The organism is Dyella humi (assembly GCF_044904605.1).
GTDB classification, from domain to species: Bacteria; Pseudomonadota; Gammaproteobacteria; order Xanthomonadales; family Rhodanobacteraceae; genus Dyella_B; species Dyella_B humi.
The window spans coordinates 1,872,581-1,893,674 of record NZ_JADIKI010000023.1; the positions used below are offsets into that span (position 1 = coordinate 1,872,581).

The 21,094-nt window shown below is 61.8% G+C and carries 16 protein-coding genes; 6 read left to right on the forward strand and 10 right to left on the reverse strand.

The window, feature by feature from the left end; all coding sequences use genetic code 11:
* Positions 1 to 91: 91 nt before the first annotated feature.
* Complete coding sequence (locus tag ISP18_RS19500; protein WP_380011326.1) at positions 92 to 472, reverse strand: tautomerase family protein; 381 nt, start codon at positions 470 to 472, stop codon at positions 92 to 94.
* Positions 473 to 490: 18 nt separating this feature from the next.
* Positions 491 to 1,060: a DUF4865 family protein gene (locus ISP18_RS19505; RefSeq protein ID WP_380011329.1), complete on the reverse strand. Its 570-nt coding sequence runs from the start codon at positions 1,058 to 1,060 to the stop codon at positions 491 to 493.
* Between the two features lie 101 nt (positions 1,061 to 1,161).
* Here ISP18_RS19505 and ISP18_RS19510 point away from each other — a divergent pair, with 101 nt between their 5' ends.
* Positions 1,162 to 2,034 carry a LysR substrate-binding domain-containing protein gene (locus ISP18_RS19510; RefSeq protein WP_380011331.1) on the forward strand — a complete coding sequence of 291 codons (873 nt, stop codon included), beginning with the start codon at positions 1,162 to 1,164 and terminating at the stop codon, positions 2,032 to 2,034.
* Positions 2,035 to 2,055: 21 nt separating this feature from the next.
* Here the strand turns inward: ISP18_RS19510 and ISP18_RS19515 are convergent, their stop codons facing one another.
* Positions 2,056 to 2,844, reverse strand: a complete 789-nt coding sequence (locus tag ISP18_RS19515) for a glutaminyl-peptide cyclotransferase (protein ID WP_380011334.1) — start codon at positions 2,842 to 2,844, stop codon at positions 2,056 to 2,058.
* A gap of 107 nt (positions 2,845 to 2,951) precedes the next feature.
* Here ISP18_RS19515 and ISP18_RS19520 point away from each other — a divergent pair, with 107 nt between their 5' ends.
* Together ISP18_RS19520 and ISP18_RS19525 are read left to right on the forward strand one after the other, a co-directional pair.
* A complete protein-coding gene (locus ISP18_RS19520; protein ID WP_380011337.1) occupies positions 2,952 to 4,808 on the forward strand; it encodes a monovalent cation:proton antiporter-2 (CPA2) family protein in 1,857 nt (618 codons plus the stop codon).
* A gap of 183 nt (positions 4,809 to 4,991) precedes the next feature.
* Positions 4,992 to 6,086 (forward strand): glycosyltransferase family 9 protein, encoded by a 1,095-nt coding sequence (locus tag ISP18_RS19525; RefSeq protein ID WP_380011340.1) that lies wholly within the window; start codon positions 4,992 to 4,994, stop codon positions 6,084 to 6,086.
* A 64-nt stretch (positions 6,087 to 6,150) separates the two neighbouring features.
* On the opposite strand, the gene ISP18_RS19530 is transcribed toward ISP18_RS19525, so the two are convergent.
* Complete coding sequence (locus ISP18_RS19530; protein ID WP_380011343.1) at positions 6,151 to 9,591, reverse strand: ankyrin repeat domain-containing protein; 3,441 nt, start codon at positions 9,589 to 9,591, stop codon at positions 6,151 to 6,153.
* A gap of 67 nt (positions 9,592 to 9,658) precedes the next feature.
* The gene (locus tag ISP18_RS19535; protein ID WP_380011346.1) at positions 9,659 to 9,952 is read right to left on the reverse strand and encodes a YcgL domain-containing protein; all 294 of its coding nucleotides are present in this window, start codon (positions 9,950 to 9,952) and stop codon (positions 9,659 to 9,661) included.
* A 339-nt stretch (positions 9,953 to 10,291) separates the two neighbouring features.
* Between ISP18_RS19535 and ISP18_RS19540 the strand changes: the two genes are divergently transcribed.
* Complete coding sequence (locus tag ISP18_RS19540; RefSeq protein ID WP_380011349.1) at positions 10,292 to 11,707, forward strand: OmpP1/FadL family transporter; 1,416 nt, start codon at positions 10,292 to 10,294, stop codon at positions 11,705 to 11,707.
* A 60-nt stretch (positions 11,708 to 11,767) separates the two neighbouring features.
* On the opposite strand, the gene ISP18_RS19545 is transcribed toward ISP18_RS19540, so the two are convergent.
* From ISP18_RS19545 to ISP18_RS19560, 4 genes are all read right to left on the reverse strand, one after another.
* Complete coding sequence (locus tag ISP18_RS19545; protein ID WP_380011352.1) at positions 11,768 to 13,183, reverse strand: coniferyl aldehyde dehydrogenase; 1,416 nt, start codon at positions 13,181 to 13,183, stop codon at positions 11,768 to 11,770.
* Positions 13,184 to 13,185: 2 nt separating this feature from the next.
* The gene (locus ISP18_RS19550; RefSeq protein ID WP_380011355.1) at positions 13,186 to 15,642 is read right to left on the reverse strand and encodes a TonB-dependent receptor; all 2,457 of its coding nucleotides are present in this window, start codon (positions 15,640 to 15,642) and stop codon (positions 13,186 to 13,188) included.
* 79 nt (positions 15,643 to 15,721) lie between these two features.
* On the reverse strand, positions 15,722 to 16,885 hold the full coding sequence (locus tag ISP18_RS19555; RefSeq protein WP_380011358.1) for an SO2930 family diheme c-type cytochrome: 1,164 nt from the start codon (positions 16,883 to 16,885) through the stop codon (positions 15,722 to 15,724).
* A gap of 11 nt (positions 16,886 to 16,896) precedes the next feature.
* Positions 16,897 to 18,132 (reverse strand): parallel beta-helix domain-containing protein, encoded by a 1,236-nt coding sequence (locus ISP18_RS19560; RefSeq protein ID WP_380011361.1) that lies wholly within the window; start codon positions 18,130 to 18,132, stop codon positions 16,897 to 16,899.
* Positions 18,133 to 19,016: 884 nt separating this feature from the next.
* Here ISP18_RS19560 and ISP18_RS19565 point away from each other — a divergent pair.
* Positions 19,017 to 19,793, forward strand: a complete 777-nt coding sequence (locus ISP18_RS19565) for a hypothetical protein (RefSeq protein WP_380011364.1) — start codon at positions 19,017 to 19,019, stop codon at positions 19,791 to 19,793.
* Positions 19,794 to 19,859: 66 nt separating this feature from the next.
* Here the strand turns inward: ISP18_RS19565 and ISP18_RS19570 are convergent, their stop codons facing one another.
* Positions 19,860 to 20,606 (reverse strand): glucose 1-dehydrogenase, encoded by a 747-nt coding sequence (locus ISP18_RS19570; protein WP_380011367.1) that lies wholly within the window; start codon positions 20,604 to 20,606, stop codon positions 19,860 to 19,862.
* Positions 20,607 to 20,707: 101 nt separating this feature from the next.
* On the opposite strand from ISP18_RS19570, the gene ISP18_RS19575 reads away from it, so the two are divergent.
* On the forward strand, positions 20,708 to 21,088 hold the full coding sequence (locus tag ISP18_RS19575; RefSeq protein WP_380011370.1) for an ArsR/SmtB family transcription factor: 381 nt from the start codon (positions 20,708 to 20,710) through the stop codon (positions 21,086 to 21,088).
* Positions 21,089 to 21,094: the final 6 nt, after the last annotated feature.

Below are 21,094 nucleotides of genomic sequence, written 5' to 3' on the forward strand. Positions count from 1 at the left end.
AGACTTTCCTGCAAGTGTTCACCCCCTCCCAACCTCCCCCTGCAAGCAGGGGGAGGTGCTTGTCCGAGGCTTCGTTTGGTTTGCTTGTGCGTTATACATATTGCGCAATCCCATTCCCAAACGACCAGTTCTCCTTCGCCGTCTCCAGCAAATTGATGAACACATCCTCCGGCCGCACGCCGGGATCGGCGGCCAGCTTCTCCGCCACGCTTCGATAGAACGCCTGCTTCTGCTCCACCGTGCGTGTGTTGTTGCAGGCGATCTGCACGATCACCAGATCATCGCTGCGTGCGATGCCGAGGTAGTTGGGGTCGTAATCGAATTCCTCCGCGTCGTGCTGGCTGACCAGGATGAAGCGATCGTTTTCCGGCACGTTGAAACTTTCGCGCATGGCGGCGTAGATGCCGTTGCGAAGTGCGGTGATGTATGCGGAGGATTTGCCGCGACGTAGAGCAATGCGAACCAGAGGCATGGGGATATTCCTCGAAGATTAGTGTTTCGCTGAAGGATGGGAGACGTGGCCGACTTGGTAGAGGTCCACGCTTTCACTGAAAGTATCTGCAATATCACGCCACAGTCGGAAGCGCATCGCGGTCCAGCCGGCAGGATCGAACGCGCTGATCGCGGCGAATGCGCCGCGGTCGAGATCGGCTTGAACGCCCGCGTTTTCAGCATCGCGCACCTCGCTCAACGCAACATGCGCAGGTATAGGCACAGTCTCGCAGCTTGCATGCGTGGCCAGGGAGAGATCCGGAGCCGTCTCCGCGCGCCACACCGACCACGTCCGCACCACTGGCCGTCCGAACGATGCCACCACGCCGGCGAAGCCCGCGCCGCCGAGAAAAGCGTTCATGCCTTCCGTGTCATGCCACAGGTAGAACGGCGCGTAACGATTCTCGCGACCGGCGGCGTAAGGCTGGTTGCGATCAGCATAAAGGTAGGCCTTGAACGCGAGCTGCGGAAAGTCATCCGTAAGATGGCCGCGCTCTGCGATGCGGCGGCGGATGATGCCCATGTCGTAATCGGCGGGCAAAGTGATGCGGTACTGCATGGTGAGCATGGCGGTTAGCTCCAGGCTTGACGGTGCCAGCGTAGCGGTTCAGCATGATGCTGAAAATCGGGAATTTATGCAGTAATGATCCTGAAAAACGGGATGATTCCATGAGCCGCGTCACTTTCGATCTGGACGTCATGCGCAGCTTCGTCACCGGCATCGAGCTAGGCAGCTTTGCCAAAGCCGCCGAACGGCTGGGCCGCTCCACCTCGGCAGTCAGCGCGCAATTGAAGAAACTGGAGGACCAAGCCGGCACCCCGCTGCTGCGCAAGGCCGGCCGCGGCATGGCTCTTACCGAGGTGGGCGAGGTGATGCTCGGCTATGCGCGCCGCTTGCTGGAACTCAACGATGAGGCGGCCAGCGCCGTGCGCGGCGTGCAACTGGAAGGGCGTGTGCGGCTGGGCTTGCAGGAAGATTTCGGCGAAAGCGTGCTGCCCGAAGTGCTTGGACGCTTCAAGCGCGCCCATCCGCGGCTACGCGTGGAGGTGCATATCGCGCGCAACGCCGCGCTGATGCAGTCGCTGGAAGCGGGCCGGCTCGATCTTGCGCTGGCCTGGGAAACGGAAGCGCGCGCACCGCATGCGCAACATATCCAGACGTTGCAGATGTGCTGGATCGGCGCTAATGCCGCACAGCTCCCCTATGTAGCGGACGAACCGATACCGCTGGTCGTGCTGGATGCGCCGTGCCTGATGCGCACCGCGGCCATCAACGCGCTGGACGCTGCCGGTCTCGCCTGGCGCATCGCCTTCACCAGCGCGAGCCTGGCGGGAACCTGGGCGGCGGTAAAAGCGGGATTGGGCGTCAGCGTGCGCACACCGCTTGGCGTGCCCGCCGATTTGCGCATGATGGATGCTTCGGTGGCCAACTTGCCGACGCTACCTCAGCTTGGGCTGGCGCTTTATCGCAGTGAAGAGGAACCGGCGCCGGAAGTAGCGCGCTTGGCCGAGCTCATTCTGGAGCGACTGGAAGGCGAGTAGGTTGGGCGCCCCCACCTAAGCTCAATGGTCGGACGGCGGCGGTGTGAGTTTGATCTCGTAGATCGACGGCCAGCGTTTACCGGTCACAAGCAACCTGTCACGCTTCGCGTCGTAAGCGATGCCATTGAGCACGTCATTGCTGGGGTCGGACAAGGTCTGCGGATCCGGCGCCAGGCCAGTGAGATTGATCACGCCCACGACCTTGCCGTTGGATGGATCAATCTGCACGATGTTCTGCGTCAGCCATACATTGGCGTAGATCAGCCCCTTCACCCATTCCAATTCGTTGAGGTTGATGACCGGGTTGCCTTCGCCGGCTGTCACGTCGATTTTGCCAGTCTGCTTAAGGGTGTTCGGATCGAGCACGCGGATGGTGGCCGTGCCATCGCTCATGTAGATGTGCTTGCCATCTGTGGTGAGCGCCCAGCCTTCGCCTGGATAATCAAACGTGCCGACCCGCTTGAAGCTGTTGAGGTCGTAGATATAGCCGCGCTGCGACTGCCAGGTGAGCTGGAACAGTCGATTCTTCCACGCCACGATGCCTTCGCCGTAGTCAGGCGGTGGCAGATCCACCTTCTGCAGCACCTTACCGGTGGCAAGATCGATCTTGCGGATGGTCGATTGGCCCTCGGTGCCCGTGCTCTCGTACAGGTAGCCGTTGAGGTAGAAAAAGCCTTCCGTGTATGCGCTGGTATCGTGTGGATAAGTGCGCACTACCTTGTAGCCGTAGATGGGTATCCCCGCCTGCGCGTGCGCGGACGATGCCAATACCAGAGCAAGCAGGACGAGTAGGCGAGTGATCCGTTTCATGGGGCCGGATCATCGCATGTCGAATGCAGTGCAGCCAGCAGCGTTTGTACGCCACGCGGAGTCAGCGCGTGAAATAATCCATCGCAGGAATTTGCCGTGGAGGGAACGTGGATAGCCATCATTTTCTGCAGACAGCGGTGGTCTTCCTGCTGGCCACGGTCATCGCGGTGCCAATCGCCAAGCGGTTCCGGCTCGGCGCGGTGCTCGGTTACCTGCTGGCGGGCGTAGTGATTGGCCCGGCGGAACTGCGCCTGATCGCCGATCCACGCGGCGCCAGCAGCATTTCCGAATTCGGCGTGGTGCTGATGCTGTTCGTAATTGGCCTGGAGCTTTCGCCGCAGCGCTTGTGGGTGATGCGCCGTGCGGTGTTCGGCAGCGGCCTGGTGCAGGTGCTGGCCTCCGGCATTGCCATCGGCGCGATCGCGCACCTAGGCTTTGGGCTGTCACCGAGTGCAGCGGCAATCGTTGGCGGCACCCTGGCGTTGTCTTCCACGGCGTTCGGCCTGCAGATCCTTACCGAGCGCAAAGAGGCATCGTCGGCCTATGGCCGGCAGGCGTTCGCCATTCTGCTGTTTCAGGATCTCGCCGCGATACCGCTGATTGCCGCGGTACCGCTGCTGGCATCGACTTCACCGCATCACAGCATCGATCCGCTGGCCGTGCTGCGCACTGTCGCGGTGATCGTGGCGGTGCTGGTCGGCGGACGCTATCTACTGCGACCCTTGTTCCGCTTCGTGGCACGCGCCCAATCGGTAGAGGTGTCCACTGCCACCGCTCTGCTGGTGGTGATGGGCACGGCCTTGCTGATGGAAGAGCTCAACGTATCCGTCACGCTCGGTGCTTTTCTCGCGGGCGTGCTGCTGGCCGATTCGGAATATCGCCACGAACTGGAATCGAACATCGAGCCGTTCAAAGGCTTGCTGCTGGGCCTGTTCTTCATCAGCGTCGGCATGTCGATGCGCATCGATTTGCTGCTCCAATCGCCGCTGCTTGTGCTGGGGCTCACTTTTGGGCTGTTGCTGGTGAAGGGCTTTCTGCTGTGGCCGCTGGGCCTGACGATCGGCGGTCTTCATCGCAGCGATACGTTGCGTCTTGCCGTGCTGCTGGCCAGCGGCGGCGAATTCGCGTTCGTGGTGTTGCGCCAGGCGAGCGAGCGTGGCCTGCTGGAAGAGCAGCAGGGCGCATTGCTGGTGCTGGCGATCACCTTATCGATGGGGCTGACGCCGCTGCTGGTGGCAGGCACCGGCAAGCTGATCGGCGCGAAGAAGAAGGCCGAGCCCAAGCGTCCCTTCGACACTATTACGGTGGATCATCCGCGCGTGATCATCGCCGGCTACGGCCGGATGGGCCAGATCGTTGCGCGTATCTTGCGCACGCGGAAGATTCCGTTCGTGGCGCTGGATCAATCCGTAGAACAACTCGACATGGTGCAGCGCTTCGGCAACAGCAACGATATTTTCTACGGCGATCCGGCCCGCCCGGAGCTGCTACGCGCGGCCCAGGCGGACAAGGCTGAAGTGTTCGTGCTCGCTACTGACGATCCCGAATCCAGCCTGCGCGTGGCGCGAACCGTGCGGCGCCAATATCCGCATCTGAAAGTCATCGCCCGCGCGCGCAACCGCCAGCACGTGTGGCGATTGATGGACTTGGGCATCGAGCAGCCCGTTCGCGAAACGCTGTTCTCCAGCCTCAAGATGACCCGCCAGACGCTGGAGGCGCTTGGCCTCAGCCCGCAGGAAGCCACGGAACAAGTGGAGCTGTTCCGCCGCAAGGATGCCGAATTGCTCAAGGTGCAGTACCTGGTTTATGACGACGAAGCCAAGCTGGTGCAGACCACGCGCGAGGCGATCGAGGATCTGAACAGGCTGTTCGAAGCCGATGCGGAGATCGCGCCGCCGCCGGCCAAGGGACCCGATGCGGATACGCCGCTCGTGGCGGGTGATGGGGAACAGGGGAAGGCGTAGATGGCGTTCGCCTGTGCGCGGCGCGTCATATGCTTTTCACACGAGGGTGTTTTATATGTCGCGTTAGCCTGTCTGTGTGCTTTTTGCAAAGGCAGCAAGAAAATGCGGTAAGTCTCCGGTAAGCAGCTAATCAGCATGCTTGCGCGATGTGAAACCTGACGAGCACACGCTGCGCCCTTTCGCATGTCGAATCCTTTCCATCCGCTCGTCATCCGCTACGGTCGCCTCGGCGACACGATGCTGCTGCAGCCGTTGCTGCGTCGCCTGCATGCGCGTTATAGCGAGCCTTGTACGTTGCTTGCGACGGGCAGCTACGCGACCGACCTGTATCACGACCAGCCCGACGTGGCGAAAGTGATCGCGCTGCGCTCCCGCCATCGATCGCTGCTGTTGAGTCCGGAGCAGTGGCACGCGGTTCGCGCATTGCAGCGCATGCGGCATGTGCCGGTATACGTGTGCGAGCCGCAGCCGCGTTCCTTGCAGCGCATCCGCCCGCTGTTGAAGTTGGCCGGCATCGCTGACGACCATTGCGTCTTCCTCAACGATATTCCGTTGCCGCCGGGCGGTCATTGGATCGAACACTTGCTTGCGCTGGCCGACAGCACGCCCCCTGCCTTCCGTGATCGCTACGCAAGCGTGGCGTGCAGCACCAGTGCCGTGCCCGAATTCCTCGTGAGCGCGCAGGATCGCGCCGAGTGCGAACGATGGTTAGCCGCACGCGGTCTTGCTGGACATCCGCTGGTTCTGCTGCAACCGGCGAACAAGCGCACGATGCGCTGGAATGGCGTGCGCAAAGCCAGTGACGACGACAAGTCGTGGCCGATGGAAAACTGGGCACGTGTTGCGGCGGCGTTGCATGCCCAGATGCCGCAAGTGCGCATCCTGCTATGCGGATCGCCAGCGGAACAGGGTTACCTGGAAAACATTCGCGCGGCGATCGCACAGCCCGGCGTGGAAGTGGTCGCGAAGGAGTTGCCGCTGCCGCGACTGAAAGCCCTGCTTACCGTCGCGCACAGCATGATTTCCGTCGACACTGGCCCTGCGCATCTTGCGGCTGCGATGGGCTGTCCTTTGGTCGTGATGTTCGGTGGGGGATCACCCAGTCATTGGCGTCCGCGCAGTAGCAACCCCGAAGCTGTGCACGTGCTGGGTGGTCCGCCGACCAGCACACGCGTCGATGCGATTACGCCGGAGCAGGTGATCGAGGCGTGGCGATCGTTGCCATTGCGTGCGAGCGTTGCGGAGTCGGTGAAGCTTAGCGTGACGTCCGACAGCTAATGACGATGCGTAGGCTGGGATGACAATCCCAGCCTGCACGGCGATAAACGGCGAGGTACGTTGATCAATCCGGTTGCGCCGGCTGCCGCAAGGTCTGCCGTACGCTGGGAATCACGCTATGCCGCGCGGCCAGTTCATGTGCAATGTCGATCAAGCCCAGATGCCGCGCCACGTCCGCAGCAGTGCGGCCGAAGGCGTCGGCGGCATTGCGGTCCGCGCCGCGCGCCAGCAGCAGGCGGGCCGGCGGCAGCAAGGCGTGCATGGCGCAGGCGTGCAGAGCGGTGACGCCGCGCTGATCGGCATGCTCGATGCGCGCGCCGGCATCGAGCAGCACCGGCAGCAAGGCGCCGATATGCGTGGCATCGCAGGAACTGCCAGGGCGTAGATGTGCGCCGAGCAGCAACAACAGAGCCGTTTTGCCTTCGCCGTCGGCGAGGTTGGGATCGGCTTTGCGTTTCAGCAACACGTCAAACAGACGACGCGCGCGCAGGCTGTCGTTCTGCTCGAAGCCGAACTGCGAGGCGGCGTGCAAGGCGCTGTGTCCGCGTGCGTCGATGGCATTGGGATCAGCACCGGCATCGAGCAATTGCTCGGCAATCTCGGGATAGCCTTGCACGGCGGCGATCATCAGCGCCGTGGCGTCGTTCGGTAGACGCTGATCCGGCACGGCGCCACGTTCAAGCAGCAAGGCCACCAGGGTTTCGCGACGCGCGGCGACAGCTGCTGCGAGCGGCGTCATGCCGTTACTGGCGCTGGCGGCGACGTCCGCGCCCGCGTCGATCAGCGTAGCGGCGACGTCGCGATGGCCGGCGCCGCAGGCATGCAGTAGCGCGGTGGCGCCTTGCGCGTCGCGCGTGTCCACCGCAAAGCCCAGTTCCAGCAGGCGGTGCACTGCGGTGTCTGCGCCGAGCGTCGCGGCGTGAATCAGATCGTCCGCGCGCAGCGGGCGACGTGGGCGCTGCCAGTCGTTCCAATCGAGCCAGCGTTCCAACTGAGGATGTTCCAACGCGAGGCCGAGCGGCGTTTCGCCGTTCGCGTCCATTGTCTCTGCGTCGGCACCATGTGCGACCAGCGCGCGTACCAGCGGTAGCGCATCGGCACCATGTTCCAGCGCGGCGAACAAGGGCATGCGTCCGCTGGTGTCGCGGGTGTTCGGATCGCAACCACGCATCAGCAGCGCCTGCAGCACCGGGAGCTGGCCGTTGGCCGCGGCCAGGTGCAGCGGTGTGCGCTCGCGCTCGTCGGTGCCGAACGGGTCTGCGCCACGTTCAAGCAGGGTGAGCGGCAAAACGGAAGAAGCTTGCTGCAGGTGGCCGAGCGCCTGGGCGAGCAATCCGGCACCGGCGGGGCTGGCGCCAGCGTCGAGCAGATCCTCGATGGCTTCGGCGCTGTCAGGCAGCAACGGCAGCAATGCGTCGAACAAACGGCGACCGAGCGGTGGCAGGGTAGGTTGTTCGCTTTCCAGCTCGTCGACCAGTTGCGGTTGCAAGCGCGCTTCGGCCTGCAGCCCGTGATCGAGCAGCCAGCGGCGCGCCGTGCGCAGGCCGGGCTCGGTCAGTTCCAGATACAACTGCGCAAGCTGCGCCTGCGACCAGTCGCGCACCCGGGTGGCGAAGCTGGACACGATCGCCCAATGTCCGAAGCGCAGTGCATCGAGCAAGTGCGCGGGCGTGTCCGCACCTTCGGAAATCGCTTCGAGATCGAGGCTGGCCGGCAGCGGCGTATCCGGATCGAGCAGGGCGACCAGATCCCAGCGTCCGCTGGCGGCGGCGTGATCGAGCGCGCTGCGGCCGTCGCTGCCTGGCGTCTTCGGTTCGGCGCCGAGCGCGAGTAGCGCGCGTACGGTTTCGACCTGCGCATGCGGCGACTGGCAGGCGAGCGTCAACGCATCGCGGCCGTGCTGGTCGCGTGCACGTGCATCCGCCTGCGCGTCGGCGAGCAGCGACACCACGCCGACCGCGCCGGCGCGTGCGGCTTCCATCAGCGCGGTGCTGCCGTGCTGATCGGTGAGGTTCACATCAGCGTTCGCGGCGCAGAGCGTGCGGACGATCTGCTCGTGCCCTTCCGCAGCGGCCGTCATCAACGCGCTGCGTCGGCGTGCGTCGATCGCATTCACAGCGGCGCGGTGCTTGAGCAGCAGCTTCGTGCCGGCGACGTCGTCATCGGCGATGCCCGCTGCCGCGACCAACGCTGGCTCGCCGTTGGTCGGCGCGCTCTTGGCACCGCGTTCGAGCAGGAATTTCGCCAGCGGCCAGTTGGCCGCGCGGCAGGCGATCGAAAGCGGTGTTGCACCAGCTTTATTGAGTGTGTCGATCGCCGCACCGGCGTCCAGCAGCATGGCGGCGACGGTCGGTTCGCCGCTGAGCACGGCGCCATGTAGTGGCGTGTTGCCGTCGGCATCGGTGGCGAGTGGATTGGCGCCGTTGGTGAGCAGCGTCATCACCGCATCGGCACGGCCATGCCAACTGTCGCGTGTGGCGGCCAGCAGCGGCGTGAGGCCGCCACTGGCGTGATTCACATCGGCTCCCTTGGCAATCAGGGCGCGCAAGAGACGGCTGTCCGGCAGCAATGCGGCCAACATCAGTACAGGTCGTTGATCGCGATCGCCAGAGGTAGGCGCGGTATTCGGATCGGCGCCGGCTTCCACCAGCGCCAACGCACGCGCGACGTCGCCACTGCGTGCGGCGGCCAGCAAGGCCTGCGCCTGCTCAGGTGTACCGGCGGTGCGTTCACGGTCGCTCAGCTGCGGCGGTGCGGCGACGGCAGGTTCCGCTTTCTCATTGCGTTCCTGCCGACGCGGCCGGCGGCTTTCGCACAGCATGACGCGCAACGTGCGGTTGGCCACGATCAGGCAGCCCAGCGGCATCAGCAGCACCGCGTAGAGCACCAGCGCGGCGGTGCGCATTTCCGATGGCAGTACGCCGTAGAGGCCGCTCAACGCGATGGTGGAAAACGAGAGCACCAGCAGCGCTAGTGCACTGGGCAGGAAGTGGCTGAAAAACTGTTCTTCACGAGCGAGATGTCGGCCGAAGGCCACGCTTCGTGCTGTGGCAGTGAACAGCCATGAGCCTTCACCCTGACCATGCGCGGGATAGGCGTCGTCCCACACATAGACCAACGCAAAAGCCGGCCACAAGCGCCATAGCGCCATCAACGCCACTACCAACGCCGCTGCAAGCATCAGACTGCCGCCCAGCGTGGGATGCTGCGTAAGGCGCAACATCGGCCAGGCGATCAGCAGGAATACCAGCGCCACGTAGCAGGTGAACATCGCCAGATGCGCCGCACCGCGGCGAAGCACGGTGCGAAAGAAATCCGGCTCCGGATCGAAACCGATCGCGTGGCACACCGCAGCCATGGTCAAGGTGTTGGCCAGCAGCAGCGGAATCAGTGCAAGCGGATGCGCATCGAAGGCGGCGACGCCGGCGCAGATCAACCCTGGCAGAAACCAGACGAGCGAAATGAGCGCGGAGGAAGGGTGACGCGATCTATGGATAGGTGGCATGGGGGCAGTATAGGAACCGGCAGCGCGTCAGACGGTAATCACTTGTTAACAACCATCGCGGCGATGGTCATTCATCCCGGCTCTTGGGCGCGAGTGGGTGGTCGTGCGTATGGGTGGATACGGCGAGCGTTTCATGTGGCGGCAACTGCAGATGCCAGCCTTTGGTGAGCAGATGCTGCATCACCACTTCCACATCCTCGTGCGGCAGGCGTCGGTCCGGATGCAGTTCCACTTCGAGCACAAAGCGCAGATCGCCGAGTAGCAGCACCAGCGATTCCGGAAGCACGTCGAAATGGTCTTTTTTATCCAGCCATAGATACGTATCGGCCTTACGCTGGCTGGCGTAGACGAAGCAATGCATGGCTTTGCCCGCGGAAAGTCATAAGGGGCCGGAAGGTTAGCAGGGCGAGCATGTAGATGGAGGGCACGGGCTATGGCGCGTTGCGCAAGATTTCAGCCTTATATGGCGCGCCGTGGGCGATTCGGGTCTACGCGGCGGTTAGTCATCATGCTGCAACCGCACTTGCACAGCTCGGCCCGAGTCGGCAGAGTGCCGGCCAGGGGTATCAAACGCGCGTATGAATTTCTGTTTGTTTCAGGCCCCGCTACGACCCGAGCCGCGGGGGCTGTTCGACCCCTGAGCAAGATCCCGGCCTCCCAGGGGCCGGACTCGTCACCAAAAGAAAAGCAGGAGCATGCGATGCACACGTCCTTTCGTAACACCGCCCATGGTGGCCGTCCGTTCGTCCTGGCCGCGCTGGGCTTGGCCATTGCCGGTGCGCTGACCGCGCCCCAACAGGCTCATGCCAGCTCGTTCCAGCTGAAGGAAGACAGCGCGCAAGCCATGGGTCGCGCCTACGCCGGTTCGGCGACCGCGGGTGGCGACGTTTCCGTGGTGGCCAACGCTCCGGCCGCGATGAGCGACCTGAAGGGCACTTATTTCCAAGGCGATGTCACCGCCATCAACTTCAGCGCCAACTTCACTGGCAGCGCGCACGACGTGCTGGGCCAACCGATCAGCGGCGGTAATGGCGGCGATGGTGGCACGACCATGCCGGTGCCCTCGCTCTTCTTCACTACTCAGGTGAGCGACCGCTGGCACGTGGGCGCTGCCATCACCGTGCCGTTCGGCTTCAAGACCGAATACGACAACAACTGGGTGGGTCGCTATAACTCGATCTATTCGAAATTCGAGTCGATCGACGGCACGATGTCCGCCTCGTTCGACGTCACCGACACCTTCAGTGTCGGCGGCAGCGCTATCGCGCAGCACACCACCGCGACGCTGACCAATGCCATCAACTTTTCCAGCGTGGCCCTTGGCCTGATCGGTCCAGGCACGGCGACCAATCTACCGGTCAACGAGGTTTACGGCTTGGTACCGCCAGGTTCCGATGGTCTGGCGCGCATCACCGGTAGCAGCTGGGCGTGGGGCTGGCAGCTGGGCGCCTATTGGAAGATCACCCCGCAGGATCGCCTCTCGGTTAACTACCGCTCGAAGATCAGTCATCGCCTGCAGGGTACGGCCAATTTCAATGTGCCGGACAATGTGTCGACGCTGATCGGCCAGCTTGCAGCTGCGCAAGGCCTCACCGCCAGCCAGCTGCCGTTCCAGCACACCAGCGGCACCGCGGTGTTCACCACGCCGGCCGTGGCCACCGCCAGCTATTGGCATCAGGAAGACAAGTTCGGCTTCGGCGCTGACCTGTCCTGGACCGAGTGGGACGTGTTCAAGAACCTCACGGTGAACTACGGCAATCCGGCGCAGCCGAGCACCACCCAGTTGTTCGACTGGCACAACTCCTATTACTTCGCATTCGGCGGCGATTACTACCTCACCGAAAAGCTGACCCTGCGCGCTGGCTTCGGCTACGACACCACGCCGACCAAGGCGGCCTACCGCGAGCCGCGTGTGCCGGACGAAACCCGCAAGCTGCTGTCGGTGGGCCTCGGCTACAAGGCATCGGATCGCCTCACGATCAACGCGTCGTACGCGCACATCTTCGTGAATCGCGCTGCGATCAATGGCGCGGTCAGTGCTACCGCAGACACGCTCACGGGTTCGTATGACGATGCCGGCAATCTGTTTGCGTTGTCGGCGGTCTATAAGTTCTGACCGACGTCAGGTTGGAAGAATCAAGAACCTCCTCACGCAAGTGAGGAGGTTTTTTTATGGTCAACCTCGGCGCAACAAAATCTCCAGCAACTGCCTGAAGCGTTTCCCATACGGCGGATTGAACAACCGCACTCCGTTGAGCCGCGCCTGCCGGAACACCGGCTTCATGTGCGAGAACGTGCGAAAGCCGGCTTCGCCGTGATAGCCGCCCATGCCGGAAGGTCCCACGCCGCCGAACGGCAGCTTGTGCTGGGCGATGTGATACAGCGTGTCGTTGAGCGTGACACCGCCGGCATGCGTGCGGGCAAGCACGCGGTCGATGCGCGCCTGATCCTGTTCGAACAGATATAAGGCCAGCGGACGCGGATGGCTGGCGACATAGTCGATGGCTTCGTCGAACGTGTCGTAAGGTACCAGCGGCAGCAATGGGCCGAAGATTTCTTCCCGCATCACCGGCATGTCGTCACGCACGCCGGTTAGCAGTGTCGGCGTGAGCAGCCGCTGTTCGGGACGATCTGCCGCGTCGCTCAGGCTTTCGCTGCGCGCTCCGGCATTCACCGCGTCATCGCGCAATTCGAGCAGCCGGTGATAGTGACGATCGGTGGCGATGCTGGCGTACTGCCGGTTGTTGGCGAAATCCGGATACAGCCGCGCCGTGGCTTCCCGTGCGGCGGAAGCAAAGCGCGCGACATCCGAACGCGGCAGCAGCACGTAATCGGGCGCGATACAGGTTTGCCCGGCGTTGACCAGCTTGCCGAGCACGATGCGTTCCACCGCGTGCTCGAAGCGTGCGCCGGGGCCGACGATGACGGGTGATTTGCCACCCAGCTCCAGCGTAACCGGCGTAAGGTTCGCCGAAGCGGCGCGCATCACGTGATGGCCGACAGAAGTGGAGCCAGTGAACAGCAAATGATCGAACGGCAGCGCTGCGAAGGTCTGTCCCACCGATGCGTCGCCGTTCACCACGATCACTTCATCCGGCTGAAAATGTTGCGCGATCAGTTCGGCGAACAACTGCGAGAAGCGCGGCGTGTATTCGCTCATCTTCACCATCGCACGATTACCTGCCGCGAGTGCATCCACCAGCGGTCCCACGGCAAGGAACAGAGGATAGTTCCAGGGCACGATGATGCCGACCACACCCAGGGGCTGCGGGCGTAGCTCGGTGCTCGCTGGCAGAAAGGCCATGCTTGCCGGGTTGCGTTTCGACCTCATCCAGCGCCGGCCATGGCGCAGCGCGTGACGGATCGCTGACAGGCTGGGAAACACTTCCAGCATGTCCGTTTCTTCGCGCGGGCGGCAGCCGAAATCTGCATCGATCGCCGCAGCGACCTCGTCGCGGTGCTGGCTCACTGCTGCTTCCAAGGCACGCAGGCGGCGCGCGCGTGTGGGCCAGTCCGGCAACGGATCGCGCGCCTGCACGATGCGCAGACGCTGTAGTTCGGTGGCTAGATCGAGTCGGTCAGGTTGATTCATGGCTAGAACTTGGCTCGCATTTCCAGGCCGAAGGTGCGCGGCGGCGTGATGGTGGCATACGGCGTGCCGAAATCATTGGTACTGTCGTTGCCGATACCGAGCACGTAGCGCTTGTTGAACATGTTGTTGACGTATAGGCCAACGCCCCAGCGCTGGTCCGGCGTATGCCAATCCAGTCGCGCATCGGTGCGTTGCTGCGACGTGCCAATTTTGAACGCAGCCGTCGTAAAGCAATTGCCCTGAAATTCCGAATCGGCATTGCAGCGCGTGTGTCCGCGATACGCGTATTGCATGTTGAGTTCCAAATCGCCGTGATAGACGCCGTGCCAGGTGTAATCGAAGCCGGCCGTCATGGAAAACAGCGGTTCGCCGGTGGGCTGGCCGTCGAGCACCACGCCCGATGTCGACGTGCCATGGACGTAGGTCAAGTCGATGTACTCGCTAGTGAAGTTAAGGCGCAGCGCGTCGGTGGGCTGCCATTGCGCTTCCAAGTCCACGCCGTGCGCGTGCTGGTCGGAGGTCTGCACCGTGTAGAACGGCACGCCGGAGCCCGAGTAATTCGGATTGAGCACCGACGACTGCAGGTTCGAATAGCGGTAGTAGAACGCCGATGCATTGAACAGCAAGTTGTATTCGGGCACTACTGTCTTGATGCCGGCTTCGTAGTTCCACACCTTTTCCGGCGCATACAACGAACCTACCTGCAGGCTGTTGTAGCCGCCGGCCTTGTAGCCCTTGGTGGCGGAGATATAGGCCATGGTGTCGGGCGTGAACTTGTAGCTGAGCACCAAGCGCGGGCTGAAGTCGTGCCAGCTGTGATGCACCGGTACCCATTGTCCCACTGCGCTGGGAAAAACAATGTTGTTGCCGAACGCGGCCAGTGCCTGCTGTGCTTGCGGCGGCAGCAGGCCGTAGACGCCAGTGGCGACGAGTTCTGCCACGGTCTGGTCGAAAGCCGTGGCCTGACGTGGTGGCGTGTACCAGGTGAAATCTTTCTTGTCTTCGGTGTAGCGCAAACCGGTAGTGAGATCGAGCTTGTCGTTCACATGCCAGATCACGTCGCCGAACGCTGCATACGCCTTGAACTTACCGACGTTGTTGATCTGCTCGCGCCACGGATCGTTGAGCAGACTGTAAGGCAGGCCGAGCGCCTGCAGCCCCTGGGTGATTTCGGTGAGCGGCAAGCCAAGCCCGTCGACGTTCTGCGCCAGCGTGTCCAGGCTGCTGGTGTTGGTATTCACCTGGCTGGTCTGGCGCGCTTGCTCGGAATAGAAGCTCACGCCGGACACCCAATCCATCAGGTCGTTGTAGCCCGACAGCTTGAATTCCTGGTAGTAGCTGTTGTTGTGCTCGATGTTGGCGGTGTCGAGATAGCTGACGATGTGATCGGTGCCATCGTTGTCTTCATCGTTGAACGTGTTGAAGTGACGCCACGCCGTGGTCGAGGTGAAACTGCCCCACGAAAAGGAGTGATCGATGGTCAGCGTGGAGCCGTCGAAATGCCGCCATTCACGTGCCTGGATCGCATCGTTGTAAAGCGGCGCGGTGAGCGGATTCAGATAGGTAGCGGGATTCGGCGGATAAGGTGGACGTTCGTTCGTATCATTCGACAGCGGCACCAGGCCGATCGCCGGACGCGGCGGCTGATCCAGCCGCTCGTGATCCCACGACCACAGCACGCGCGTGTTCGGTGTGATGTTCCAGCGGTAAACCATGCGGCTGCCCCAGTCATTGTTCTTGCCGTAGCGCTGCCCGTTGGCCTGATCGCGAATCCAGCCGTTGCTCTGGTTGTCGAGCACGCTGATGCGCAGCGCCATGTCTTTGTTGAGCGGCAGGTTGACCAGCGCACTCTCGTAGTGCTCGCCTTCATTACCCACGCGTATCAAGGCTTTGCCTTCGAATGTGTCGGTAGGCTCGTTGGTGACGATGGAGATCGCACCACCCGCCGCATTGCGGCCGAACAACGTGCCTTGCGGGCCTTTCAGTACCTCGATGCGATCGATGTCGTTGAACGCTAGTAATGCGCCACCGGAGCGCGCCGCATACACGCCGTCGATGTACACGCCCACCGCCGATTCGGTGCCGATGCCGAAGTCGCTGGTGCTGATGCCGCGCAACGAATAATTAGGCTGCGTGGGCTGGCTGCCATCCACCACCAAGCCCGGCACGAATAGCGAGATCTTGCTGAGATCGGTAGCCGCCTGCGTTTCGATCTGCTTTGCGGTAAGGATCTGCAGCGGAATCGGCACCTGTTCCATCTGCTGCGTGCGGCTTTGTGCCGTTACCGTGATGTTGCCAAGTTGCTTGGCCTTGCTGGCATCCGGCTGGCTTTTCGTATCGGTGCCGGTTTGCGCGGGCGTGTCGCTCAAGGCGGAGAGCGGCACGCACATTAGCAGCGCGGCGCTACCGCGTAGCAGATGACGGACATAAGCGGACAGTGCTCGTTGGCGGATCGTCATGTTTTTCTTTTCCCCTCAAGAAACTACCTTGCCTACGTCGCTGCCTCCCTCTGCAAGCAGAAGGAGGAGCAAAGAACTTTCAGTGCAGAACGACGCAATCCCCCGATTGCGCCGCAATCCACGCCTTGATCAGCGCAACACCCTCTCTATGCATCGTGCTGCGCCCAATCTCCGGCATCATCGTGCCCGGCTCGGTGGAGCTGAGCCGGTAAGGCAGAATCGAATCGTCCGGATAACCCGGCACGATGTCGAACAGGTGATCGCCGGTACCTTGCCCAGCTGCTGTCGGCGGCTTGCAGATGCCGATGTGTCTGTCTTCCGGCGTGGCGATATCCAACGTCAAACCCGTGGTGTTGGCTGCGCCTTTCGGGTTGTGGCAATGGCCACAATTGATATCCAAGTAAGCGCGTGCGCGTGCATCGAGCGAGGCGTGCGGATCCATCCAGTTCGCGTTGCGCGGCGCATCGGCAGGCGCTGGTGCACCGGTCAGATAGCCGACGCGCATCAGGTGCGCCAGTTGATTCTCGTCGCCATCGGCATAGCGGTAGTCGCGATTGAGATGACGCGCCTTCGGGCCGATCGGTTGGATAGCGCGCGTGTTCCAGTCGTGCGCATGGCAGCTCACGCACTGACTCTGATCCGGTACGACGTAGTTGAAGTTTTCGCGTTCGCCGCTGTCGCTTACGAGAGTCAGTGCCTGCACGTCGCCAGTGCGTGCGAGCATGGCCTCGGTTTGATCGGCATTCCATACATAGGGAATGGCCACCCATCCGTCTCTGCGCCTTATCAACAGACGTGTTTCGACGAGGTGCACGTTGGCGAGGTTCAAGCCTTGCCCCGGAGCGGCGAAATCGAGGCTGGTGTCGTACGTGCCCGCCACATCCGTGGCATTGCGTGCCGCGTCCTTGGGAAGCGGATAGAAGAACGTTTTGCTGATGATGGTTCCCACCGGGAAATCGAAAGTATCCGTGGGGCTGTACTTGGCCGATACCCCCTTGGGCATCCAGATCGTGCGCAGCTTGTGCGCGTAGTCGGTGAATAGTGGCGTGTTGAGTTCGTAGGGCACCACGCCTTCATTCAACTGCAGCACGCCGTCACGCGCTTCCACCACGTGCCAATCGCTGAGCTTCGCCGGATAACCCTCATCGTGAAACGCAACCGGCTCCATGCCGCGGTGGCACGCAGCAAGGCATGACAGCGCGAGCAACAACAGCAGTTCGCGCATCCACATCTTCTTCGGCATCAGCAGCACTCTCAGACTTTCGGTTCCGGATTGAGCGCGACGGGCGGCAGCTTGGGCAAAGTGCACTGGAAGGGTTTGGTATCTGTGACGGGGTTCTTGTAGCCGTGCGGACCATCGGCGTTGAGCACGCCATTGGCATCCTGGATGCAGATGCGATCATTAGGTGGCGGCAATCCATCGACCTGGGTTTTCGGATCGGCATAGCCATCCCAAACGATATCGGGGAAGCTGCCGTTGATGCCGTACACCGCGGCTTTCAGCGTTTTCAGCTTGAGGCCGTCCGGTGAATCGCCGCCGCCCTTGAAGCGGTTGCCGTAGACGTAGATGCCTTTGGGATACGGGTTGTAATCGGCGGCCACGCCACGCGTGTTGTAGTAGTTGGTGGAGAAATAGCTGGAGATGATCACGTTGGCCGTCTGGTTGTCGGCGATGTCGTTATCGAAGATCTCCACCTTGTCGTTGGAATTCACCACCACGCCGGAGCCTGCCGGAACGCTGGCCACGGCCGCGCCCTTCTTCGCGAAGTTGCCGGTGTTGTTGGCGAACACCTTGTTATGGAACACGCGCGAGGCGTGCCCTGCCTGCGACAAATTCGGCATGTTGAAGACGAGAATGCCGCCGGTGTTCTTCGTCGCCGTGTTGTCGTGCACATCGGCGTTCACCGAGTTCTCGATCTCGATGCCGGCCACGTTCTGCTCAGCGCGATTGCGCCGCACCACGATGTTGTTCGATTGCCCCACGTAGATGCCGGCATCGGAGGCGCCGATCACGACAGAATCTTCCACCAACACGTTCTGTGTCTTCACCGGATACAAGCCATAAGCGCCGTTCGTGCTCTTCGGGCCATCGGTCCATTCGATACGCACGCCGTGGATGGTGATGTTCTTGCCCTGGTTGATCTTCAACGCATCACCCATCGTGTCTTCGATGGCGAGGTTTTCGATGGTGAAGTCGTCGGCATTCACCAACAAACCTTCCGGGCCGACGATCTGTCCCTTGAATGACAGCACCGTTTTGTCCATGCCCTCGCCGCGAATGGTTACGCCATTCGTGCGCAGGCTCAGGCCGCGCTTGAGCGCGTAATGGCCTGCCGGAATGTCGATCACGCTGCCGGGCTTGGCGTCGAGCAGCTGTTGCTCGAGCTTGCTTTCGAACGAGGTATCGCCTTGGCTCTGTGTAGCGCTCTCCTGATGGTCACAGGCGGTCAGCAGCAACGAAAGGACAATCAAGGTGCAGGTCTTGCGCATGGCGAATGCTCTCCTCACCCGCGCCGTACGGGCGCGTACAACCGCACTGTCACGCAAGCCATGCGGGCAGGGGAGGGCAAAAGGGACGGGTACGGGGGGTAAATCGGCCAGTGTGTCGCTTTTGTGGCGCCAGCCGATCTGGAGCGGCCAGCTATGGGTGCGATATGACTTGAGAGTTATTTAACGCTGGCTTGCGAAGATGTCGCTTTTGCGATCACTACATCCCTCCTATCTTGAGACATCCTCAAGAAGTTGTGGAGATGGCCATGTACTCGTTCCGGTTGGGTCGGCTGTTGCAGAACGCAAATGGCGGTAATCGCATGGCGCTATCGCTGCCGATCGGTGATTCCCCCAGGCTATCGTCCCCGGATGTCCGCAATCGCCGGGATACCTGCGACAAAAGGAGCCTTGCATCGACGCATGCACGTCTATGCCTTGGTATCGGCGATGGGTCCATCCATCGGCAATAAATTGCCTTATCGGCCTAGGCCGCCCGCTTCATCGATTGTGGGTCAATAAAATGTGATGTAGTTCACATTTTTGCGCTATCTTGTTCAGATTAGGCGCCTGTCATGACCCGCCGATCGGCCCGCGTCTGATGTGCGGTCGGTGCAACTGAGGACGTCCCGACAAGGGAATGTGCGACTTCTTGCGGGGTTGTGTCCCATGGTTCGGTTCTTTGCGCCGTCGGTCTTTGCTCTTTGTGCCCATCGTTCTGAGCCATTGGCCAGTTCTGGCATTCGGCTGTCTCGTCGTGGCGGCGGGATCCTGCATCGTCTTTCCCGGTACTCCTCATCGTTCGTCCTCGACTACGGCGTGCGTCATCTCGCCGAGCTGGACTTCGCACCAAACGAGATAGGGCGATGGCCCTGGAGGAGACTGGTATGAAGAGCAAAGCGACTTGGCAAGCTTTGGCGATCGCGCTGTTGTGCATGACCGGAGCGCAGGCGGCAGAACCGGAAAAGGCCAACGTGGTACGGGACTACACAGACTCGGTGGCACCCGCGGATCAGCAAGCCTATGAGGCGGGCATCAAGCGCTATAACGAATGCCTCGGCCAACATGGTTTCAAATACGGTTGGAGGGCCTGGATCCACGAGACCGGAGATACCTATATGTACTCCTATGTCACCGATCCGCTTGCCTGGGGAAGTTTCGATGACATGCGAGCCACGGGAAAAGTCTGCGATCCATCCATCTCCAAGGACATCAACCCGCACCTGAGGAGCGAGACAAGCGCGTTCCTGGTGATGCTTCCTGAGCTGAGCTACATGCCGGACCAGGCCATGATGAAGTCCGATTTCATCGAGGTCACCTTCTTCAAGCTAAAGCCCAGTCACGCGGCATTCGAAGCGTTCAGGGCTGCAGCGCAAAAGATTGCCGCCGCTTCTGCGAAGACGCATTGGTCCAGCCACTATTCGGTCGGCGAGGTGCGGGAGGGCGGCCAGGATGCGCCTGACTTCATCATCGTGAGTCCATCCAACAGCTGGGCCGATCTGGAAAAGGAAGACAGTCCACCGTTGTGGACCATGGTCGAGAACGTCTACGGAAAGGAAGCTGCGCAGGCGATGCGCAAGGCGCTCAATGACGCCATCGTGGACCAGTCATCGCACGTCGATCGCTACGATGCTGACCTCACGTATGTGCCACCCAAGCAATAGTCGATCGCCGTAACACAGAAGCGGCCCGCTATGCGGGCCGCTTGTCGTGATGGCAACAATGTGCGATCAGCGCGCGCCGCCGCCGGCGTACAAACGCTCGCCCGTCAGCCAATACGAATCGTCGGACGCCAGGAACACGGCAATCGATGCAATATCGTTCGGCTGGCCGATGCGGCCCAGCGGCGTGCTTGCCAGGGCGTATTTCTCGAAATCGCCACCGATGGCGCCAGCAGCGTGAGTGCCTTCCGTCTCCACCATGCCAGGGTTGAGCGCGTTAACGCGGATCTTGCGCGGTCCAAGCTCCTTCGACAGCACGCCAGTGATGGCATCCACCGCGCCTTTGGTGGCGGTGTAGACCACCGTGGCCGGCGGCACGATGCGCGATACCAGCGAGCCGACATTGATGATGCTGGCGCCTTCGCCAAGATGCTTCACAGCAGCCTGGGTGGTTAGCAGCAGCCCGCGCACGTTCACGTTGAACTGCCGGTCGTAATGCTCTTCCGTGATCGCCTCGATCGGCGCGAATTCGTAGACACCTGAATTGTTCACGAGAACGTCGAGGCGCCCGTAGTGCTTGATGGCAGCGTCGACGATGCCCTGCGCATCGGCGGCCTTCGAAACATCGCCTTGCACGGCCACGGCCTTGCCGCCGGCCTTCACAATGTCATTGACCACAGCATCCGCGCCCGCCTTGCTGGACGCATAATTGACGACAACCGACGCGCCTTCCGCGCCATATGCCTTGGCGATAGCGGCGCCGATACCCTTGGATGCGCCGGTAACGACGGCGACCTTACCTTTCAGCTTGCTCATGGATGGGTGTCCTGGTGGTGGGATGAGGGAGTTCTGAATTCCTGAAGTTCGTAACTTAAGAACTATAGAACTAGAAATCAAGGGGCTGGTAAAATGGCGCCATGCGGCCACTGATTCACCCATCCATCGAGGACATCACCGTCGAGGGCATCCTCCACGCCCTGTCCGACCCCGTGCGCGCCGCCATCTACGCCGAGCTGGCTACCTCTAGCGGCGCCACCTGCTCCAACTTCCTGAAGATCAGCGACCGCGACATTCCCAAGTCCACGCTATCGCAACACTTCCGCGCGTTGCGCGAGGCGGGCTTGATCCGTAGCGAACGCCAGGGCGTGGAAATGCGCAACAGTACGCGCTGCGAAGAGATCAATCAGCGTTTTCCGGGATTGGTCCTGACTATTATGAAGGCGCATCAAATTCAGGCATCGGAGCGCATGCAGGCAGCAAAGCGCAAATCGAGCGCCAGGAAGACAAAAGCCGGCTGAATTTAT

What these genes read in the sequence shown, in the direction of transcription:
- ISP18_RS19575 (WP_380011370.1), top strand. Translation starts at nt 20,708, where the DNA reads ATGCGGCCACTGATTCACCCATCCATCGAGGACATCACCGTCGAGGGC.
- ISP18_RS19515 (WP_380011334.1), bottom strand. Translation starts at nt 2,844, where the DNA reads ATGAAACGGATCACTCGCCTACTCGTCCTGCTTGCTCTGGTATTGGCA.
- ISP18_RS19510 (WP_380011331.1), top strand. Translation starts at nt 1,162, where the DNA reads ATGAGCCGCGTCACTTTCGATCTGGACGTCATGCGCAGCTTCGTCACC.
- ISP18_RS19540 (WP_380011349.1), top strand. Translation starts at nt 10,292, where the DNA reads ATGCACACGTCCTTTCGTAACACCGCCCATGGTGGCCGTCCGTTCGTC.
- ISP18_RS19535 (WP_380011346.1), bottom strand. Translation starts at nt 9,952, where the DNA reads ATGCATTGCTTCGTCTACGCCAGCCAGCGTAAGGCCGATACGTATCTA.
- ISP18_RS19545 (WP_380011352.1), bottom strand. Translation starts at nt 13,183, where the DNA reads ATGAATCAACCTGACCGACTCGATCTAGCCACCGAACTACAGCGTCTG.
- ISP18_RS19560 (WP_380011361.1), bottom strand. Translation starts at nt 18,132, where the DNA reads ATGCGCAAGACCTGCACCTTGATTGTCCTTTCGTTGCTGCTGACCGCC.
- ISP18_RS19555 (WP_380011358.1), bottom strand. Translation starts at nt 16,885, where the DNA reads ATGCCGAAGAAGATGTGGATGCGCGAACTGCTGTTGTTGCTCGCGCTG.
- ISP18_RS19570 (WP_380011367.1), bottom strand. Translation starts at nt 20,606, where the DNA reads ATGAGCAAGCTGAAAGGTAAGGTCGCCGTCGTTACCGGCGCATCCAAG.
- ISP18_RS19530 (WP_380011343.1), bottom strand. Translation starts at nt 9,591, where the DNA reads ATGCCACCTATCCATAGATCGCGTCACCCTTCCTCCGCGCTCATTTCG.
- ISP18_RS19505 (WP_380011329.1), bottom strand. Translation starts at nt 1,060, where the DNA reads ATGCTCACCATGCAGTACCGCATCACTTTGCCCGCCGATTACGACATG.
- ISP18_RS19550 (WP_380011355.1), bottom strand. Translation starts at nt 15,642, where the DNA reads ATGACGATCCGCCAACGAGCACTGTCCGCTTATGTCCGTCATCTGCTA.
- ISP18_RS19565 (WP_380011364.1), top strand. Translation starts at nt 19,017, where the DNA reads ATGAAGAGCAAAGCGACTTGGCAAGCTTTGGCGATCGCGCTGTTGTGC.
- ISP18_RS19500 (WP_380011326.1), bottom strand. Translation starts at nt 472, where the DNA reads ATGCCTCTGGTTCGCATTGCTCTACGTCGCGGCAAATCCTCCGCATAC.
- ISP18_RS19525 (WP_380011340.1), top strand. Translation starts at nt 4,992, where the DNA reads ATGTCGAATCCTTTCCATCCGCTCGTCATCCGCTACGGTCGCCTCGGC.